Annotated in this window: 13 protein-coding genes; 11 read left to right on the top strand and 2 right to left on the bottom strand. The window is 38.3% G+C overall.

Features of this window, described 5'->3' with window-relative positions:
- The first annotated feature begins 51 nt into the window (after positions 1-51).
- Complete coding sequence (locus CVD27_RS09560) at positions 52-1,626, top strand: ABC transporter substrate-binding protein (RefSeq protein ID WP_101647671.1); 1,575 nt, start codon at positions 52-54, stop codon at positions 1,624-1,626.
- A gap of 143 nt (positions 1,627-1,769) precedes the next feature.
- Entirely contained in the window at positions 1,770-2,753 is a 984-nt protein-coding gene (locus tag CVD27_RS09555) for a glycoside hydrolase family 43 protein (protein ID WP_101647670.1), read from the top strand.
- A gap of 78 nt (positions 2,754-2,831) precedes the next feature.
- Here CVD27_RS09555 and CVD27_RS09550 read toward each other — a convergent pair whose 3' ends face one another.
- Entirely contained in the window at positions 2,832-3,533 is a 702-nt protein-coding gene (locus CVD27_RS09550; RefSeq protein ID WP_101647669.1) for a YesL family protein, read from the bottom strand.
- Between the two features lie 467 nt (positions 3,534-4,000).
- Between CVD27_RS09550 and CVD27_RS09545 the strand changes: the two genes are divergently transcribed.
- The 7 genes from CVD27_RS09545 to CVD27_RS09515 all read left to right on the top strand — a co-directional run bounded on the left by CVD27_RS09545 (position 4,001) and on the right by CVD27_RS09515 (position 17,148).
- Positions 4,001-5,344: an ABC transporter substrate-binding protein gene (locus CVD27_RS09545; protein WP_101647668.1), complete on the top strand. Its 1,344-nt coding sequence runs from the start codon at positions 4,001-4,003 to the stop codon at positions 5,342-5,344.
- A gap of 63 nt (positions 5,345-5,407) precedes the next feature.
- Positions 5,408-7,246, top strand: coding sequence for a sensor histidine kinase (locus tag CVD27_RS09540; protein WP_101647667.1), 1,839 nt, complete (start codon positions 5,408-5,410; stop codon positions 7,244-7,246).
- A complete protein-coding gene (locus CVD27_RS09535; RefSeq protein WP_101647666.1) occupies positions 7,224-8,843 on the top strand; it encodes a response regulator transcription factor in 1,620 nt (539 codons plus the stop codon). The genes CVD27_RS09540 and CVD27_RS09535 overlap by 23 nt, the downstream gene beginning before the upstream one ends.
- Positions 8,844-9,067: 224 nt before the next feature.
- A complete protein-coding gene (locus CVD27_RS09530) occupies positions 9,068-10,894 on the top strand; it encodes a heparinase II/III family protein (protein WP_101647665.1) in 1,827 nt (608 codons plus the stop codon).
- A 14-nt stretch (positions 10,895-10,908) separates the two neighbouring features.
- Positions 10,909-12,027, top strand: a complete 1,119-nt coding sequence (locus CVD27_RS09525) for a glycoside hydrolase family 88 protein (protein ID WP_101647664.1) — start codon at positions 10,909-10,911, stop codon at positions 12,025-12,027.
- 50 nt (positions 12,028-12,077) lie between these two features.
- Positions 12,078-13,931, top strand: coding sequence for a DUF2264 domain-containing protein (locus CVD27_RS09520; RefSeq protein WP_101647663.1), 1,854 nt, complete (start codon positions 12,078-12,080; stop codon positions 13,929-13,931).
- A 169-nt stretch (positions 13,932-14,100) separates the two neighbouring features.
- On the top strand, positions 14,101-17,148 hold the full coding sequence (locus tag CVD27_RS09515; RefSeq protein WP_101647662.1) for a glycoside hydrolase family 2 TIM barrel-domain containing protein: 3,048 nt from the start codon (positions 14,101-14,103) through the stop codon (positions 17,146-17,148).
- 69 nt (positions 17,149-17,217) lie between these two features.
- Here the strand turns inward: CVD27_RS09515 and CVD27_RS09510 are convergent.
- Positions 17,218-18,377, bottom strand: a protein-coding gene (locus CVD27_RS09510; RefSeq protein WP_101647661.1) for an IS3 family transposase whose coding sequence is annotated in 2 segments (ribosomal slippage) — positions 17,218-18,119 and positions 18,119-18,377 — 1,161 coding nt in all. Because the reading frame shifts where the segments join, the coding sequence is not laid out codon by codon here.
- Between the two features lie 307 nt (positions 18,378-18,684).
- Here CVD27_RS09510 and CVD27_RS09505 point away from each other — a divergent pair.
- Entirely contained in the window at positions 18,685-19,677 is a 993-nt protein-coding gene (locus CVD27_RS09505) for a LacI family DNA-binding transcriptional regulator (protein ID WP_101647660.1), read from the top strand.
- A gap of 154 nt (positions 19,678-19,831) precedes the next feature.
- Positions 19,832-21,112 carry a sugar ABC transporter substrate-binding protein gene (locus CVD27_RS09500; RefSeq protein WP_101647659.1) on the top strand — a complete coding sequence of 427 codons (1,281 nt, stop codon included), beginning with the start codon at positions 19,832-19,834 and terminating at the stop codon, positions 21,110-21,112.
- The last annotated feature ends 66 nt before the right edge of the window (positions 21,113-21,178 follow it).

Here is a 21,178-nt window from a genome sequence, read left to right as displayed (position 1 = left end):
TTTCCTCGTATCATAGAGAGCAAAAATTTTAAAAAATAAGGGGGAAATAGAATGTTCAAGATGAAAAAAATCCTTGCACTGGTCATGGTCATGATGTTGATTTTCAGCCTTGCAGCCTGTAGTGGCTCAAGCAAAACCAGCTCAGAAAGCGCGGGAACAAAGATTGATAAAAATGGAAAAATTGATACCTCCAAGCCTGCCACCGTTACCATGATGGTATTAGGGGACAAGCCAACTAACGGACAAGTTGAAAAAGTATTGGAAAAAGTGAATGCTAAATTAAAAGAAAAAGTAAATGCCACTATTCAATTAAAATGGATTGAATGGGCTGATTATATGACAAAATATAATCTAACTCTTGCTTCTGGAGAACCAGTCGATTTAGTAATCACTGCAACTGACTGGTTAGATGCGTGGGGAAATGCACAAAAAGGTGCCTTCATGGATCTTACAAACCTTCTTCCAAAATATGCACCTAAGACATGGGAAGAGGTTTCCAAAGATGATTGGGAGCAATCAAAGTACAAGGGCAAAATTGTCATGATTCCTGAGGACCAATATACTCAATGGGTGAATCACGGATTCTTCTATCGCACAGATTGGGCAAAAGAATTTGGAATCAATGGACATATTAGCGATTTTGAAACAATGGGTAAATACTTCCAAGGTGTTAAAGACAAAAAACCAGGTGTCATTCCTTGGGATGCACAAGGAACAAACGTAACCACAGCATGGGGATACACAACTTCTTATTCGGATGCGATTGAATTGCCAATCACTACAGGAGTATTCCCAATTTACTGGGCTAAATCCTATGATGAAAAGTATAATGTTATGAGTCCTATTTTCACTGATACTTTTGTAGATTATGCAAAATTGATGAAACAGTGGGGAGATAATGGCTACTGGCGTAAAGACGTATTAAATTATAAAGGTGACACTAGAGCTGAATTCCAAGCAGGGAAAACAGGTGCTGACCAGCATCATACACAGACATTCTCAGGTCTTCGCCCACAAATGGACGTGAAACAGCCAGGTTCAGCAATCGATATGTTTGCTTGGTCTGATACACGTAACAACTTAGTTTCAATGTCCATTACACATGGTGCTATGGCAGTTGGAGCTCATAGTAAAAATCCTGAACGTGCCCTAATGGTATACGATTTACTTCGAAACGATGAAGAACTTTATAAATTATGGAACTATGGTATTGAAGGTGTACAATACGAAATTAAAGACGGAAAACGGGTTAAACCTGAAGGTTATGATGATACAAAAGATTCATTCTCGACTAACTTCTGGGGTGGCCGTATGGACAAGTACGAAATCCCAAGTGCCGACACATTTGATGGGATTTCTGAGATTTACGCGAAGTACGATAAAATTAAGAAGCCGTACCCATATGGACAATTTGTGTTTGATAGTACCCCTGTACAAGCTGAAATTTCTGCTTTATCCCAAGTGACTGCACAAATGGTACCAGCCATTGCTTTTGGTAAAGCAGGCGATCCAGAAAAAGCTGTAAAGGATTTCCGTAAGAAATTAAAAGATGCAGGCTATGATAAGGTCTTAAAAGAAATCCAAAAACAAATGGATGAATATAAAAAGCTTGTAGAAGGTAATTAATTAGAGCTTTAATTTAAAGGAAAGAGGGCTATCTTACACATGATAGCCCTTTATCTATCAGTCTTCCAAATCTAAGGAAATTAGTACAATTAACCCCACAACAGGATAATATAAAAAAAATATAATTGTTAGGAGATGTCCATATGCCGTATAACCATGCTTCCGATACATCTAATCCCAGGAAGGGGCACCGACTTAAGGATATTCCTGCTCATGACCCGTATGTTTTGTCACATAAAGAAACGAATACATACTATTTATATACAACTGGAATTCCAGAATTAACAGATTTAAAGAGAAATGGAGTACTAGTTTATAAAAGTAAAGATTTACTTGATTGGGAGGGGCCTTATGTCATTTTCGAGATTCCTGATGGAACGTGGGCACATCCAGAGCATGGTACATGGGCACCAGAGGTTCACCAGTATCAGGGAAAATATTATTTATTCGTTACGCTCCATAATCGGGATACGATCATAGCAGAACCGCCAGAAGTTTGGAAAACCAATCATCTTCGTGGTACAAGTATTGCCGTATCTGATTCGCCGATGGGCCCCTTTGAATTACTAAAAACGGATGGTCCAGTACCGCCAAGAAATTTCATGACATTAGACGGAACTCTATATGTGGATAAGGATGAACAGCCATGGATGGTATATTGCCATGAGTGGATTCAGGTAATTGATGGCACGTTTGAGGCCATTCCATTAAAGTCTGATTTGTCTGAAGCAGATGGTGAACCTAGGCATCTTTTTAAAGCTTCAGATGCCCCATGGATCAATGCTGAAAAAAAGCCTAATGTTAAGCCTTCTGTTTATGTGTCTGATGGGTGTCAATTATACCGAACAAAGGGCGGTCACCTTGTTATGCTCTGGTCAAGCTATAACAAGGAAGGGTATGTGCAAACGATTGCTAGGTCAAAGTCTGGTAAGTTGGAAGGGCCATGGGAACAACTGGATCCGCTGGTGGATGGTGATAGTGGACACGGCATGCTGTTCAAAACATTTGAAGGGGAATGGATGCTTATTCTTCATCATCCATTCAGTACACCTGAATCTCGAGCAAAGATATATGAAGTAGAAGAAACAGAGGATAGCTTTAAGGTTAGGAAACCTAGAGTTAATTGATGTTCCAAACACCATATAAAAAGCCCTCTCGAGAGGGCTTTTTATATGGTGTTTGTATTGGTGCATGCTGGCTGCCAATCAATTCGAATCTACTTCTGAAGCATTTTGCTCCAATCTAACAATCTTATTAAAAATCTTATTGTAAGCAGAGAAAGCAAGAAAAGATAAAACGGCGCCAGTGAAAAATGGCAGTAGAAATGTTATTTTCATAAGACTAATATACAAAATGAAGATACTGAGAATGGCAACCCCAAAAGAGAGAAATGGGTTAACAATCGTTAAAATAAAAACATTTTTTAATCCTTGACCGAGTTTCGTTTCTGTGTGAACTGTATGGGCAAAAAAGTAAAGAGTAATGCTGAACAGCCAAACCATTAGGAATAGAAACAGATAACTCCCTAGAGGAATATGGGCGTGAAAATAATAATAGTCCACACCAACAATGACCCAAAGAACCGTAAGAATGAGGCCGCCCAAAAGACTCCTCTTATAATTTTCCTTATAGTATTTCCAGAAGAATCGAAAAATTGGCACTTCTTCTTTCATAACCCATTTTCTAACTATGCCAAACATAGCCGTCGTTGCTGGGAAAAATATAAATGGTACCAGCAAAGCAATGATAATCATCAACATGATTATTTGCGACATCTCTTTAACAGTAAATAAAGATAATGTTAGATACGCAATAGGGAAGTTAAACAAAACCCATAATAGATTTGTACCGACAAGCTTTGAAATCCACTCAAAAATGGGATTTAAACGTCCAACGAGATTATACATTTATATCAACTCCAGTCCATTCATGTTGATAGATTAAATAAACGTTTATGTAAGCACATTCATTATAACATAAAAATATAATTTAAAAAGTATTCTGAGAAAGTGGAATCAATTAGAAATAGAAAAAGTAAAGTCATGCTATAAGCATAAAGTCAAAATTTTTGAGGGATACATCAAGATACCGTTAAGCCTGAAATCTATGATTAATTTATAATTAAATAATGAATAGACAGAGAAAAAAGTATTATTTCGAGTCACCCCAGGAGAATGAAAGAAACATAGAAGAATCTAAAATAACCATCAACTTACAAAAAATATGGACGGATTATTTGCAAAATTCTATACTTAAAAGATAGAAATAAATCATTTGAGGCTGACAGGGAAAGTTTAAGATGAGTTTTTTGCAGTAATTATCATATTTTTTGTAAAGGTTTTCATTTTAGAGCTTGACTCCTGGGGGGAAGCGGATGAAGAAAAAGAAATGGACTATATTAATGTGTGCCGTACTATTTTCAGCTATAGTCACAGGTTGTTCAGATACCGTAAGCAAGGTCTCATCAGAAACAAAAAAAGATAAAAAAGTTACTTTAAAATTCTATTCCCATGGAACCGAGGCCTCCTACAACTGGAGAAAGACGATTAATGCTTTTGAAAAGAAGTACCCAAATATTCATGTAGATTTAATTGTTCTGAGTGAAAAGGGAGACACCCAGGAAGCTACTAAAAAGTTAGACCTTGCTGCAGCGTCAGGGGATCCTATGGATGTTCTCATGTTCAGCGAATCCGCCAGCTATGCCCAGCGTGTCAGTATGGGAATGGCTGCTCCTCTAGACAAATTCATTAAAAAAGATGGCTATAAAGTTTCTGAAGAATATAAGGTTGACACCCAAATAAACGGAAAACATTATGCTCTGCCAGGCAAATTTAATCCATGGTATGTTCTCTTAAATAAAGATCATTTAGACGCCGCGGGACTTAAGGTACCGAAGGACTGGACCTGGGATGAATTTATGGAATATGCGAAGGCACTCACAAGGGATGGACACTACGGGACGTACTTCCATGGACCGCAAGATGGGAGCTGGATGGAGTATATGAGACTTGCGCTAGCAAGTGAGCCTGAAAATACTGAATTTATTACAGGAAAAGGGAAATCAAATCTGGAGAACCCACTCTTTAAGAAGTCTTTGGAGATTAGATTAAAAATGGAAAAAAATGATAAATCTGCTGTCCCATATGCAGACGTCTTATCAAAAAAGCTTCATTATCGTAATGAGTTTTATAATCAGGATGTTAGTTCCATCATTATAGGAAGCTGGATGAATACCGAGCTTGGCGGTTCAGAACAGTTACCGTTAAATTTTCATCTTGCAGTCGCCCCGTATCCAAAAAATAATAAAAATGAAAAGAGTGGTTATGCTCCAGTAACAACAGACTATATGGCGATTGCTGCTAGTTCAAAGCATAAAAAAGAAGCCTATACTTTCATCCGCTGGTACACAACTGAGGGGCAAATTGTTCAAGGTAAAAATATTCCAGCATGGAATAAAGTGAGTGATACTGATTTGAAAAAAATTATCAATCATATTCTTAACAGCGCCCAAGATCCTGAAAGAGTGGACAAGGAATCTCTTATAAATGTATTAACAAATGCAAAGTCCTCTAAGTTGATTTCACCCGTTCCTAATCAGGCTGAAATTTATAAAGTCATCAACGAAGAATATGAAAAACTAATTTTTGGCCAGCAAAATATCGATAAAACTATTCAAGTTACTAATGAGAGAGTACAAGATATTCTTAACAACAAGTAATAATTAGCTTAAGTAGGGCAGAGGGTGTTATTTCATCCCGCTGCGATTAGGAGGATCTAGTATATGGGGGAAATGTTACAGAATATACTGTCACCTCGTTCTTTTCGTTTGAAAGTTCTTTTCATTTCTATCATTTGTCTGATTATTCCTGCAACGATAACACTATCAATCTATAACTATTTAACAAAAGATACATTAAAGGAGCAGGCATTATCCAGTGCAAACAGAGAATTAACCATTGCAAACGAATATGTACAAAAGCTGCTTGAAGATATGATGTATATAACAAACTTTATCCAAGTTGATGCTGAGATGAATACTCTTTTAAAAGAAAAAGCAAAGAAACAAATGGAGGATACTCCAGAGCAGAAATACCAGCAGTTTATTGATGATAGTAAGATTAATAAAACCATTGATAATATCACCATGCTTGGAGGAAAATCCTACGTCACGATTCTTTTGAAAAATGGCCGTTCCTATACAAACTACTCAAACTTTGAGTTTGTCCCAACTGATTTATTTAAGGAAGATTGGTTTGAGCAATTGAATAAAACAAAGGGTTATGAAACTGTGTGGATTGGAAGTCAGCCGACTATGTTTAAATCAGAGAAGAAACATAACCCGTATCAGATATCTGTGGCTAGAACATTAAGGGATGATAATTTAAATATTTATGGCTATGTAGTCGTAACAATCATGGAAAATAAAATAAATGAAATATTTAAAAATATGACCGGCCATGAAGAAATGGTTCTCTTAGATTCATCAAACCATATCCTCTCGCAACAAGATGAGAAGGGAATTGGTGAACTATTTCGATTCCATGAACAGCTCAAGGATGGCAACTCCTCAAATATTTTTCAGATATCCAAGATGGACTACTTAATTGCTGAACAAAAAATCTCTTTCACAGGCTGGAAGCTGGTTTCGTTAATTCCTTATAAACAAGCAACCAATAAGGTTAACGCAATCTTTAATAAAGTCATGATTGTACAAGTTGGGTTGTTTGCTATTTTTCTCATTCTTATGACTTATTTTTTGAGAACGATTACAAAACCTATTGCCTGCTTGGGAAATGTGGCGGATATCGTTCAGAAGGGGAATTTAAGCATCCGCTCGCGGATTCGAAGCAAAGATGAAATAGGCAGGCTTTCTACATCCTTTGATTTGATGCTTGATCGAATCAATGAGATGTTTCGTGAAATCACTATCACGGAAGAAAGAAAAAGAAAAGCAGAGCTGGATATGCTCCAGGCTCAAATTAATCCACATTTTCTTTTTAACGTCCTTAATTCCATTCGAATGAAGGTTTTAGTCAAAGGAGATAAAGAAAGTGCCAATATGATCTTATCCCTTTCCAAGTTATTGCGGATGACCATATCCAAAAACAAAAAAATCATTACTTTTCAGGAGGAAATCCAAATTGTCTTGGACTTTATAAATATTATGAATATGAGGCAAAAGGAAAAAGTGACTGTTGAGATATCCGTCGATGAAGAGGCTCACTCCATCTTAATTCCAAGGTTTATCCTTCAGCCGATTATTGAAAATAGTATCATTCATGGTTTAAACCAAAGTGCGGGGACTATTAAATTAAAAACAAAATTGAATGAAAATGAGCTTATTATTACCATTGAGGATGATGGATGCGGGATGGACGAAGAAACTTTGAACCATTTGCAAAGTAAGCTCATCCTATCAGCAGACTCTGATTATTCTATGCCCCAGCATAAAAAGGGCTTCTCGTCTCTAGGCCTATCAAATGTGTATGAACGAATGTATATGACTTTTGGACAAGAATTTAAGATGGAAATAAAAAGCGAAATAGGTAAAGGAACTCAAGTCATTCTTTCCATTCCAAAGGGAGGCTGTAAGTCTAATGTACAAAGTAATGCTAGTTGACGATGATTATCCAGTATTAGAATTGTTAACGGAAGCGATTGAGTGGGAGCAGCTTGGTGTCACGCTTCAAAGTACGCACGAGAATGGAGCAAGTGCGTATGAAAATGCATTGGATGAGATGCCTGATATACTTATTACTGATATCGGTATGCCGAAAATGAATGGAATTGAATTAACAAAGCACCTAAAAGAGTTAAATCCTAATTTACAGGTTGTTATTTTGTCATGCCATTCCGAATTTGAATTTGCCAAACAAGCGTTAAAGCTTCAAGTGCATGATTATTTAGTGAAAGATGTGTTTGACCCAGATGATTTATGTGAAGTCATTAAAAAGGTGAAAGAAAACCTTGATCACCAAAATAATACCATTTTTATGCAGCAGCAGCTGCAGCAAATGCTCGAAAGAAATCGAGAGAACGTGAAAGAAAGATTTATCAGGAAAACGATCCAGCAATCACCTATCTCGGAAAAAGAATGGCTTACAGAGGCAAGTGCTTTAGGGTTGCATTTAGACAAAAGAGAATACACCCCTGCACTGGCATTCGTTCATGATTTCCATTTAGCTAAACATCGCTGCCTCTCGGAGGAAAACTTAATTTTTGCGATTAACAATATTATGGACGAACTTATTAAGGGTTCCAAATTGGACGTTGTCCACTTTTATGGAGCAGCAAACGAATTCTTTCTGTTTTTCCCATGTTCCAAGCTGTTGAAGGCAGGGTCATTTAATCAAACAATGGAAAGCATGAATAAAATTCAAAAGGCGTTAAAAACGTATTTAAACATTCACGTATCTTTTTTATTCGGGAATGAATGCTCAAGCCTTCCGAATATTAAAGAGGAGCTGTCCCTTTTGCTAAATGCTAAGCATCAAAGTTTTTATATGCAGCCAGGAACGATTTTAAAAAGGGAGTACGTTCAGGTTTTAACAGATGACCTTTTTTCAAAATACGATGAAGTCTCATCAGATTTTAGAGATTTGTTACTAATGAAAGATAAAAACCAGATTATCCCTATCGTTTCTAAATGGATTAACTATCTAGAAGAAAAGAGATATCCCCCTGAGTTGGTTAAAGAATGGTTATTAAAGCTGTTATTAGATCTTAAGATTAAATTGCATGCGCTGCAGTTATTTCGTCAAGACCATCATGTTGAATGTCTGCATCAAGAAATTATTACGAGTAATTTTTTATGTGAATTAAGAGACTTACTAATTAACTATTTTAAATCATTCTTATACCTTTCCAATCAAGTTTACAATCAGACAAAACGCAGGGAAATTCTAGATGCTATCAGTTATGTCTCTATGAATCTAGAAAAGAGAATCAGCCTAGAGGAGGTTGCCAGTTACCTTTTTTTAAACCAGAGCTACTTTAGTCGTTTGTTTAAGAGAGAAATGGGTGAAACCTTTGTTGAATACGTTACAAAATTGAAAATTATTCGGGCAAAAGAATTACTTGAGCAAACAACAAGCTCTGTAGGGAATATTTGTGAACGTCTAGGCTATGATAATCAAAGCTATTTTATTAAACTGTTTAAAAATCATGTCGGAGTCACTCCGATTGAGTATCGAGGCGGGAAAGTCTCAGCAGGATAAAAAACTTTTGTGAATTTTAGTCCAGTATATAGCTGGACTTTTTCTATGTTCTTCCAAATAGGAGTGAGCATTTAAAAAACAAGTCAAAATTTTATAAATAGTTATCAAAATATCGTTAATCATGCAAATTGCCATAATTTTATAATTAACTAAGGAAAAAAGAATCATCCACACCTCTTAAAAAGAAGGATTGCTTTAAGAGGGATGAAAGGAGGGGTGAAACCTTGATTACTGTTGATTATAAGAGTTTGCTAGAGTCTCAAACAACTCTGTTATTTTCAACCAAGGAGGAAAAAGACAATTGGTGGGGGAAATTAAGTCAACATCCTGCATTTCAACCATTTATTGATGAAATTAGGGACGAAGCTATCCATCTTCTGCCAGAAAAGGATCAGATACTTACCTATTCTCTGTTTAGAATTTTTTCTGAGAAGGGTTCCCGACTCGAATATGAAAAGGCCTACTTCCATAAGAGAAAGCGGCTTAACACTTTTGCTATTATGGTACTGCTTGAACCAGAGAAAGTAGAGTACCTAAATGCATTAGAAAATACCATATGGTCCGTATGTAATGAATACTCCTGGTGTTTGCCCGCACATTTACTAAATAGTCCGGAAACATCCACCCAAATAAGCTACTCTCTGGGCAAACCTATTGTACAAGGTTATACCATTGACTTATTTGCCGCCGAAACTGCATTTACTTTAGCAGAAATTTTAAAGCTGACTGAGGACTATTTAAGTCCGCTAATTTGTAAGCGTATTTATGAAGAGGTATACAAACGGATTTTTCACCCATTTCTAAAAAAACAATTTGGCTGGGAAACACAAACACATAATTGGGCAGCTGTTTGTGCAGGATCGATTGGTTCGGCAGCACTGCATTTAATCAATGATAACAGCGAACTTTCCATGATACTGGAGCGGATATTGCCAGCGATGGACTCTTATTTAAAAGGCTTTAATGAGGATGGAATTTGCCTTGAGGGATATGGGTATTGGCAGTATGGCTTTGGTTATTATGTCTATTTTGCCGATTTATTAAAAAAGAGGACTGCAGGCCAGTTAAATCTATTTCATTCAGAAAAGGTTCATCAAATCGCACTCTTTCAACAAAGATGTTTTATGAATCGTAACCTGGTTGTAAACTTTTCGGATGCCCCTCCAACAGCTAGTGTTTATTTAGGTTTGAGTCATTATTTAAGTAAAATTTACTGTGATGTTGAAATTCCTGATCAGGCACTTCGTGCAAGGTATAGCGATGACCATTGCAGCAGATGGGCTCCAGCAATCCGTAATTTACTATGGTTTGACGAAACAGCTTCAGCGAAACCTTGGAAGAGTGGCACCTTTTTCTCGAAAGATTCTGCATGGTTCATTTCAAGGCATCAATCACCATTGGGGAGTTTTTCCTTTGCCGCAAAAGGCGGCCATAACGATGAGCCTCATAATCATAACGATATCGGACATTTTATTCTGCAAGGAAATGGTGAAGTGTTTTTAAAAGATTTGGGGGCGGGCTTATATAGCAAGGATTACTTTAATGACAAACGTTATTCCTATTTATGTAACGGTTCGCAGGGGCATTCTGTTCCTATCATAAATAATCAATTTCAAAAAGAAGGTCCTAAGCGGTATGCCATGATTCGTGATGCTTCTTTAGGAAAAGACGTGGAAACCTTAGAACTTGATATTGAACATGCGTACGAAATAGAGAGTCTTCAAAAATTATCCCGAAAGTTTACTTGGTTGAAACGGAATCAGCCTAGCCTTATCTTGGAAGACTATTACTCTTTTATTGAACAACCTGATTCTATTGTGGAACGGTTGATTGTACCCGCTCTTTCGATAACGAAAGATGACAAAGGGGTTATCCTTGAAGGACAAGAAAAACTGAGAATTTTTTATGACAAAACCAAGCTTTGGCTCGTAGTAAGAATACTGGAATTTGAGAACCATTTCGGAGAAACAGAAAATAACATCGCACTGGACTTTACTGTGGTAAACCCTGAAAAGGATTGTAGTGTCCAGCTTGTTTTTCAATTTGATTAGTGAGGGGGAAGAAAATGACAGAGCAACTGCACTGGGTAAATGAAGCATGGCAGCAAGTGACTCAAAAAATTGATAGGACTAGCAAAAGAATAGGGGCTAATTTTCCTCACGCAAGTGAAAATGGTGCTTATGTTCTTGCGGAACCGCATTGGTGGACAGCAGGTTTTTGGCCTGGATTGTTATGGCTGTTGTATCAGGATACGGAAGATGCTGCCTTAAAGCAACTCGCAGAGGACTGCGAGGCCAAGTTGGACGCTGTCCAAAATGAGTATTACCGGCTCGATCATGATATGGGGTTTATGTGGACTCTAACGAGTGTTGCTCAGTATAAACTCTTGGGAAATGAGGATTCCAAGCGTCGTGCACTTTTGGCTGCCAATCTCCTATTGGGACGATTTAATGTAAATGGAAACTTCATCAGAGCTTGGAATCCTTGGAGTGAGGGAGAAGACAATAGCGGTGTAGCGATTATTGATTGCATGATGAATCTGCCGCTTTTGTATTGGGCCAGTGAACAAACAGGAGATCCAAGATTCAAGAATGTAGCCAGAAAGCATGCCGATACAGTATTAGAACATTTTATCCGAAATGACGGGAGTGTTCATCATATTGTCCGTTTTGATCCTGAAAGCGGCAGTAAGCTTGAGGCGATTGGAGGACAGGGCTACGGTCCGGATTCAGCATGGTCCAGAGGAACCGCTTGGGCAATTTACGGTCTGACATTATGCTATCACTATACTAAAGAAGCAAAATACTTGGAAATAGCTAAAAGGGTGGCTCATTTCTTTATTTCTCATCTTCCGGAGGATTTTGTTCCAGCTTGGGATTTCCGCCTGCCAGCGGAAATTGAGGCACCAAAGGATTCTTCTGCAGGGGCGATTGCCGCTTCTGGTCTCCTGTTATTAGCGCAGGAGGTAACAACGGCAGAATCACACGTTTATAAACGAGCCGGGGAGAAGATTCTAGAATCTCTTTACATGAATTATGGTGATTGGGATGGTTTAGAAGAAGGATTAATTCTGCATGGAACAAGTCATTTTCCCGAAGGAAAGTATACGGATAACCCACTCATTTATGGGGATTACTATTTTGTTGAAGGACTTGCAAGATTAAAAGGCTGTAAGGATTGGTAGAATAATCGGCAGGCTGCGGACTGTCAGCAGTTAAAAGGAGCTAAGATGTAATGTTAAAACTGGAATTTCCTATACAGACAAATCCTCTACAATCACGGGGAGATTTTATTGATGCCGTTAATCAAATAATCAATCCTTTGAAGCCCTATTACAGTAAAGGAAAGGCACTTTTGGAAATCGGAAGTACGGGTGCTGGATACTCTGACTCCATCGCAGGGATGGAAGGGTTCTCAAGAGTACTTTGGGGGCTGGTTCCATTATTGGCTGGAGGAGAGGAATCCGAATTATGGGAAGATTGTCTGCAAGGTATCAAGAATGGTACCAACCCTTCGCATGAGGAATATTGGGGGGAAGTGACTAATTTTCATCAAAAGGCTGTGGAAATGGCTGCATTTGGCTATTGCTTAGCCTTAATTCCCGAAAAGATTTGGTATCCGCTGGGAAATCAAGAAAAAGAGAATCTATTTAACTGGCTCAATCAAATTAATCGAATTAATGTATATGACTGCAATTGGTTGTTTTTTCCTGTCCTGGTGAACCTCGGTTTTAAAAGAGTGGGATTGCCTTATGAACAAGAAAAGGTAAGGGAGAACCTTGATCGGATTGATCAATTTTATTTAGGAGAAGGCTGGTATGCGGACGGAAAAGATGCTCATTGTGATTATTACGGACCATTTGCCATCCATTTTTACAGTCTTCTGTATGCAGCATTGATGAGAAAAGAGGATCCAATAAGAGCGCAGCGTTATATAAGCAGAGCAGACGCCTATGCTGAAGATTTTATCTACTGGTTTGCTGGTGATGGTTCCGCACTTCCATATGGAAGAAGCTTAACCTATAGATTTGCTCAATCTGCCTTTTGGAGTGCGCTTGTATATGCTGGGGCGGCGCCGTTTCCATTAGGTGTTATGAAGGGACTGATCTTAAGGAACCTCCGCTGGTGGTTTAGTCAGCCTATTTTCGATTCTAATGGTCTGTTGACTATTGGTTATTCCTATCCCAATTTGATTATGGCGGAAAATTACAATTCCCCAGGATCACCTTATTGGGCCTTGAAAACCTTTTTACCACTAGCCTTGCCAGAGAATCATCCTTTTTGGCAGGAAGAAGAAATGCCGCTTCCAGTGTTAAAAAAGAAGGTAGTTCAACCATCTCCGCGTTTCATTTTGTGCAGACAGGATGAAAAAGACCATATTGTTGTGTTTAACGCTGGATATCAGCATACAAATGATCATTCTCACACTGCTGCCAAATACGAGAAATTTGTTTACTCCAATGTCTTTGGTTTTAGTGTTTCAAAAGCAGAGTGGGGGCTTGGGCAAAGTGCATTTGATTCCATGCTGGCTGTAAGTGAGGGCGATAATATTTTTAGAGGTAAAAGAAAGAGTGAAGAATATACCGTTGATGAAAATGTGATTTATACAAAATGGATGCCGTGGAGGGATGTTGTAATCCGAACATGGATTGTTGCGGGCGCACCTTGGCATACTCGCATTCATTGTATTGAGACAAGTAGAATCCTAGATGTTGCAGATGGCGGATTCGCGCTGGGGCTGGAACATAACCAATTTAAAGACCTGAACATTGAACAATTGGTGAATCAGCAAGAAAGCCTGGCAAAATTCCCATGGGGAGTAAGTGGTATCAAAAATATTTTTGGGAACGGGCAGGCAGATTTGGTCTATCCGAATGCAAACACGAACCTTATGAATGCACGTACTGTCATCCCTACAGTAAAAGCAAGCCTTAAGCCAGGTACACACTGGCTGGTGAATGCAGTGTTTGGGGAACCAGGTGAAGAAAACGCTAGTAAGCTCTGGGATACTAAACCGCGGGTTTGTGTTACAGAAAGAGAAATTATTATTGGTGAGGGCCCTGGGAAAATAATGATCCCTAAATTTTGAAAAATGAATGAAGTGTATTTAAAAGATATTGTTGTTTTTAAAACTTAGTTGATTGGAGCGGAAATCAACTGCCAAATATAACAGAGCCAAGAAAAAAGTGATTGAAGTTATGATAGGTCTGTGAAATAGTGAAATTGAAGATAAAAAAAGTTAGGAAGTGAAGTAAAAAATGACAACGATTTCAAATTTAATAAAAGCTGTTCCAACATTAAACTGGCTTACCGATGTAAACATATTTGCTGTTAATCGTATTCCAGCACACTCCGACCACTATTACTACGAAACAGTGGCAGAGGCCCTCGCTGCTGCACCAATGAAGTGGCGCCATGATTTAAATGGAAATTGGAAGTTTTCCTATAGTATAAATCCTGAAAATCGGCCGGTTCATTTTTATAAGCAAGAATTCCATTGCGCTGGCTGGGGAGATATATCCGTACCAGGGCATATTCAGCTCCAAGGCTATGGAAAACCGCAATATGTAAATACGATGTACCCTTGGGACGGACACAATGACATCCGCCCCCCAGAAATTCCGACGGATCATAATCCAGTTGGCAGCTATGTGAAGTTTTTTACCATTCCGGACAATATGCAAAATAAGCCGGTCTATATTTCCTTCCAAGGTGTAGAGTCAGCTTTCTATGTATGGCTGAACGGAGAGTTTGTCGGCTACAGTGAAGACTCCTTTACTCCGGCTGAGTTTGAGTTGACTCCGTTTTTAACAGAGGGAGAAAATAAGCTTGCTGTGGAGGTTTACCAGCGTAGTACAGGGGCTTGGCTGGAGGATCAGGATTTTTGGAGATTTTCAGGTATTTTTCGCGATGTTTACCTCTATACGGTACCGGAAATTCATGTTGCTGATCTACATGTACTGCCGGAACTGGATTCAACTTTTACAAAAGGGACATTGAATGCCTGTCTGGAACTACAAGGGCAAATACCTTCAAAGATTATTGCACAATTAGTTGACGCTAAGGGAGGTCTCGTGGCGACAGCCAATGGCAAAAAGATAGATGGTAAGTGGTCGATTTCTATGCCGGTTGAGACCCCAGTGCTTTGGAATGCGGAGAGCCCCTATTTGTATAAATTATTGATTCAACTTTATAACAAATCTGGTAGTTTGGTAGAGGTTGTTCCACAGAAAACCGGCTTCAGAAGATTTGAACTCGTGGATAAAATTATGCGCCTAAATGGGGAACGAATCGTATTCAAGGGGGTTAACCGTCATGAATTTAATCCCCGCCGCGGCCGTGCGATTACCAAAGAAGACATGCTATGGGATATTAAAACTCTTAAGCGCCATAACATTAATGCGGTTAGAACGTCCCATTATCCGAACCAGAGCTATTGGTATGAATTATGTGACGAATATGGTATCTATGTCATCGATGAAATGAACCTAGAAACCCATGGGTCATGGCAAAAGATGGGGAAAGTTGAACCATCCTGGAACATTCCGGGGAATAAGCTGGAATGGGAAAACATTGTCATGGACCGGGCAATCTCGATGGTAGAACGGGACAAGAATCACCCATCCATCCTAATTTGGTCCTGTGGTAATGAATCGTACGCAGGTGAAGTCATTCTTAATGTTTCTAATTATTTCCGAAAGGTAGATCCAAGCCGTCTTGTCCATTATGAGGGTGTATTCCATAACCGAAACTATAATGATACAAGTGATATGGAAAGCCGCATGTATGCCAAACCCGCAGATATCGAAAAATATTTAACTGAAAACCCAGAAAAACCTTACATTAGCTGTGAATATATGCATGCAATGGGGAATTCGCTTGGCGGGATGTACAAATATACTGATTTAGAACAAAAGTATCCAATGTATCAAGGTGGTTTCATTTGGGATTATATTGATCAGGCGATTTATAAAAAGGATCGTTTCGGAAACGAATTCCTTGCATACGGCGGTGACTTTGGCGACCGTCCAACAGATTATGGGTTCTGTACAAACGGAATCGTGTATGCAAACCGAGAGCTTTCACCGAAAATGCAAGAAGTGAAATACTTATATCAGAACTTCAAGCTGATACCTGATCAAAAGGGGGTATTCATCAAGAATGAGAGCTTGTTCTCTAGTACAGCTAATTATGAACTTGAATATACTCTATTCCTTGAGGGGAAGGAATTATACCGAACCTCTCTTCTTGCATCAGTTGAACCGCAAACAGAAGGACGATTCGAATTGGTTTGGCCTGAAAACATTGATGTTGCAACGGGTGAGTATACTGTTCAAACTTCATTAAGACTTAAGGAAAACACACTTTGGGCCGAAACAGGATTTGAGATTGCGTTCGGTCAGTATGTGTATCAGAAAGGAACGAGAGAATCAGCGCCTGTCAGTGGAGAGCTTCGGGTCGTACAAGGGGATGTCAATATTGGTGTCCATGGGAAAGATTTTACGGTCATGTTCTCTAAGGGAGCAGGAAGTTTGGTATCACTTAATTATGCAGGGAAAGAAATGATTGCCCTGCCGCCGGCACCCGTTTTTTGGAGAGCAACTACCGATAATGATCGGGGCTTTTCTCAAAGTTTCCATTCTGGACTTTGGTACGCAGCAAGCTTAGCCAGGAAATGTGTGAATATCCAACTGGAAGAGAACGAGAATCAAGTTAGTGTTGCTTTTACCTATAAATTCTCCATTCATAATGATATTGAGGTTATGACTGTTTACACGGTTGATTCGGATGGAGGCATAAACGTCAAGTCTGCATATAAAGGTGCAGATCATCTGCCGCAGCTGCCGATTTTCGCTCTTTCTTTTAAGGTGCCTGCCGATTATCAACAATTGGAATGGTATGCGATGGGACCTGAAGAAAATTACTCTGATCGTTCTATGGGAGCGAAGCTGGGGATCTTTAAAAATAGGGTCGAAGATAATTTGTCAGGTTACGTTATGCCGCAAGAATCAGGCAATCGCACGGGCGTCCGCCGTGTAGATGTAACAAACAACGATGGCCAAGGGATCAGAATCACTTCTGTTTCCGATCCGGTTGAATGTAATTTTTCTCCGTATACAGCCTTTGAACTTGAAAATGCGAACCATATATATGAACTTCCTAATGTTCATTATACTGTTGTAACTGTCGCAGGAAAGCAGATGGGTATAGGCGGCGATGACAGCTGGGGAGCCCCAGTTCATAAAGAACATCTTATTCAGGCAGATCAGGACATGGAATTTGAATTTAAGATTCAGAGAATCTAATAAACTTACGAAAAAAGAGTCTGGATATGCACATACCACCGTCAAGTAGACAATGAAAAAAAGAGTAAACTAAGCCGCGGCCTTTTCCCGATATTCTATAGGGGAGAGGCCGTTAAATTTTTCTTGGAAACGATCAAGATTATAAAAATCAATGTATTCTTTTATGACTTTATAGGCTTCATCCATCGTTTTTGGTTTGGTTAAATAGATCTTCTCTGTCTTTAAATGAGAGAAAAAACATTCTATACAAGCATTATCATGGCAGTTTCCTCTTCGGGAGTGGCTGCCCAATAACTTTAGTTTCTTCACCTCTTTCTCATAGGCTTTTGTTGTATATTGAAATCCTTGATCTGAATGAATGAGGGCTTTGTCGGCAAATGGTTTACCATTTAATTGATTTAAAGTATTTAACACTAATTCAAGGTCGTTTCTATCTGATAATTGCCATGCAACTATCTCATTATTAAATAAATCTAAAACAGCTGACAGATAGACAAAATTATCTCCAACTCTGATATACGTAATATCTGTTACTAGTTTCTCTAAAGGTTGTTCCGCAAAAAACTCCCGGTTTAAGACATTAGGAAATACAACCGAACCTCTCTTACCGTAAAAAGGTCTTTTCTTACGGATAACGGAACGGATACCCAATTCTCTCATAAGCCTTCTAACCCTTTTATGACTCGCAGGCATTCCTTCCCTGGATAAGGCTCTAGTCATTCGTTTATATCCGTAGTAAGGATGCATTTTATGAATTGATAATATATGTTCCTTTAAAAGCATATTTTCCTCAAAACGAACGGACTTAATGGTGTTGGTTTTACACCACTTATCATATCCTGCTTTCGATACTTCCCCAATCTTCAAAAGCCACGTAAGTGGGTACTTTTCCCTTAAACCATCAATAATTTTAAACCTATCCTTTTTTAAGACCACTCCTTTCCATGTAGATTTGGATTGCGCTTTTTTAAATAATCTACCTGCGCTTTCAAATAGGCATTTTCCTCTTCAAGACTATTAAAATGCTTCTTATTCCATTGGCCACGTTGGTCATCAAAAGATTCCTTATTTTGAACTTTCTTTACCCACTCGGCAATCTGAGCATCACTCTTAATACCAAATCGTTCACGGAGTTGTCGATACGTCCAACCCTCCTCCAATTTCAATCGGACTACTTCACGCTTTATTCCTTCTGTGTATGTAGAAAAGGTTTGTCCTTTTTTTGCCATAGAAAAATCCCCTCCAGGTAGACTGTATTTAGAACATCATATCATGTTCTCTTTTTTTACTGTCTACCTAAAGGGGATAATACCAATATCAGGCTCTTTTTTTATGCGCCTGTCTATATTCCTTATAGTTCAGGGACCATAGTCCTGAAACAACAAAGGGAATATTAAGTACCTTGACCAAATTAAGAAAAACAAGTAAAATATAAGTAAAATATTTTACTTACCGAAAAACGATAGACCATATTAGTTAGTGAAATGATAAATAGACGCTTAAAAGTAAACGATAACAAAAGTGGAGGTGGGGAGAATGGCGACAATTAAAGATATTGCTGAAGAGTCAGGTTATTCAATCTCGACGGTCTCACGTGTCTTAAATAATGATCAAAGCCTTTCTGTTCCTGATGAAACACGGGAAAAAATTTATGAAATTGCTGAAAAACTAAATTATCGTAAGAAAACAGTAAGATTATTAGTTAAGAATATTGCCTTTCTATACTGGCTAACAGACATAGAAGAATTAGAGGATGTCTATTTTAAGACAATGAGGATAGAAATCGAAAAGTGGGCCAGCAAATATAACATCGAACTGACCACTTATAAAATAAGTGATGGAATCGAAAAAATCCCTGATAATATCGAGGGATTTATTGCCGTAGGTATGTTTTCTGACAAAGAGTTAGACTACTTGAGAAGGATTACTACAAAGGGAGTCTTTCTTGATACAACTCCAGATCCGAATACGTATGATTCCGTCCGCCCTGATTTAGTCGAAACGACAAAGAGAACGGTAGACTTTTTTATCGAAAAAGGTCATAGTGATATCGGTTTTATTGGCGGTACCTTCCATAACCCTAATACCGATCTAGATGAAATGGATATTCGTGAACGTACTTTCCGCTCCTACATGTTGGAAAAGGGGTTAATGAAGGAGCAGAATATATTTTGTCATAGAGGTTTCTCAGTGGAAAATGGCTATCGTTTGATGAAGGAAGCTATTAATAAACTGGGTGACCAATTACCAACGGCTTTCTTTATTGCGGCAGACCCCATTGCTGTTGGCTGTCTTCAAGCATTAAATGAACATGGTATTGCTATACCTAATCGAGTAAGCGTTATCAGTATTAACAATATAAGTGTGGCGAAATATGTATCACCGCCTTTAACAACCTTTCACATTGATTTGAAGGAAATTTGTAAAAACGCGATCGAATTGCTGCTGGAACAAGTGTCCGAAAAACGGAAGATTGTAAAGACATTATATTTGGGATCGGAATTAATCATAAGAAAGAGTACAAATTAAAGTAGTAATATTACTACTTTAATTTTTTTGTAAAAATTTTCGTAAAAATATTTACTAACTTTAGTAAAAAAGTTGTTTACACATTTTTCTTTGGGTGATATATTTAATCTTGTAAACCGCTTTCACTAATATAACTTGAAAGGACGAAATATATATGAAGAATTTTAAGAAATATGCTGGAATCGTCAGCGGACTTGCATTGAGCTTCTCGTTAGTTGCTTGTGGACCGCAAGATAGTGGTAAGTCAGGTTCAGATACCGCAAAAAAAGATTCAAAAGAAACAAAACAATTACTTGTATGGGAAGACCAACAAAAAGCAGATGGTATCAAGGATGCCATTGCTCAGTTTGAAAAAGATCACAACGTAAAAATTAAAGTCGTTGAAAAACCATATGCAAAACAAATTGAAGGATTACGTTTAGATGGCCCAGCTGGGACAGGCCCTGACGTACTAACAATGCCAGGCGATCAAATTGGCACAGCTGTAACAGAAGGATTAATTAAAGAGCTAAACGTCGGTGAAGATGTTCAATCAATCTATACGGATGTTGCAATGCAATCACAAAAAGTAGATGGCAAGGTTTATGGACTTCCAAAAGCTGTAGAAACTACGATGCTTTACTATAATAAAGACTTGATTGCAGAAAAAGATCTGCCAAAAACACTTAATGAGTGGTACGAGTATGATAAGAAAGTGACTAAAAACGGCAATTATGGATTCTTAGCTCTATTTGATCAAATTTATTATGCTGAGAGCGTAATGAGTGGTTATGGCAGCTACATCTTTAAAAAGGATGACAAAGGTAATTATGATCCAGCCGACATTGGTATTAATAATGAAGGTGCTGTAAAAGGTGCAGAAATCATTCAGAAGTTTTATAAAGAAAAATTATTCCCAGCCGGCATTATCGGTGCACAAGGAATTAACGTATTAGAATCATTATTTACATCTGGAAAAGCAGCAGCGATTATTTCTGGTCCTTGGAACATTGAACCATTTACAAAAGCTGGCGTTAACTATGGTGTAGCGAAACTTCCAGCGCTGGATAATGGTAAAAATATGAGTGCGTTCGTTGGGGTGAAGAGCTATAACGTAAGTGCTTATTCAAAAAATTCCGACTTAGCACAAGAGTTAGTTGAATTCTTAGCTAATAAAGATAACTCTAAAAAACGTTTTGAAATTACAAAGGAAGTTCCTGCTGTAAAAGATTTAGCTAATGACCCAGTAGTAACTGAGAGTGATGCAGCAAAAGCTGTAGCTCAGCAATCACAATTCTCAGAATTAACACCAAATATTCCTGAGATGAACGAAGTTTGGACGCCTGCTGATGCAGCGTTACAAACAATTGCAACAGGCAAGGCAGAACCAAAAGCAGCCTTGAATCAAGCGGCTGAAACAATTAAAGGCCAAATAAAAGCGAAACACAGCAAATAATTAGGTTAAAGAATGGTGTCAAACGCCTAATGATGTTTGACACCATTTGTTTTCTAGTAAATGGTG

The sequence above is a fragment of the Neobacillus cucumis genome (assembly GCF_002860255.1).
Lineage (GTDB): Bacteria > Bacillota > Bacilli > Bacillales > Cytobacillaceae > Neobacillus > Neobacillus cucumis_A.
This window is presented reverse-complemented; position numbering and strand designations above follow the sequence as displayed.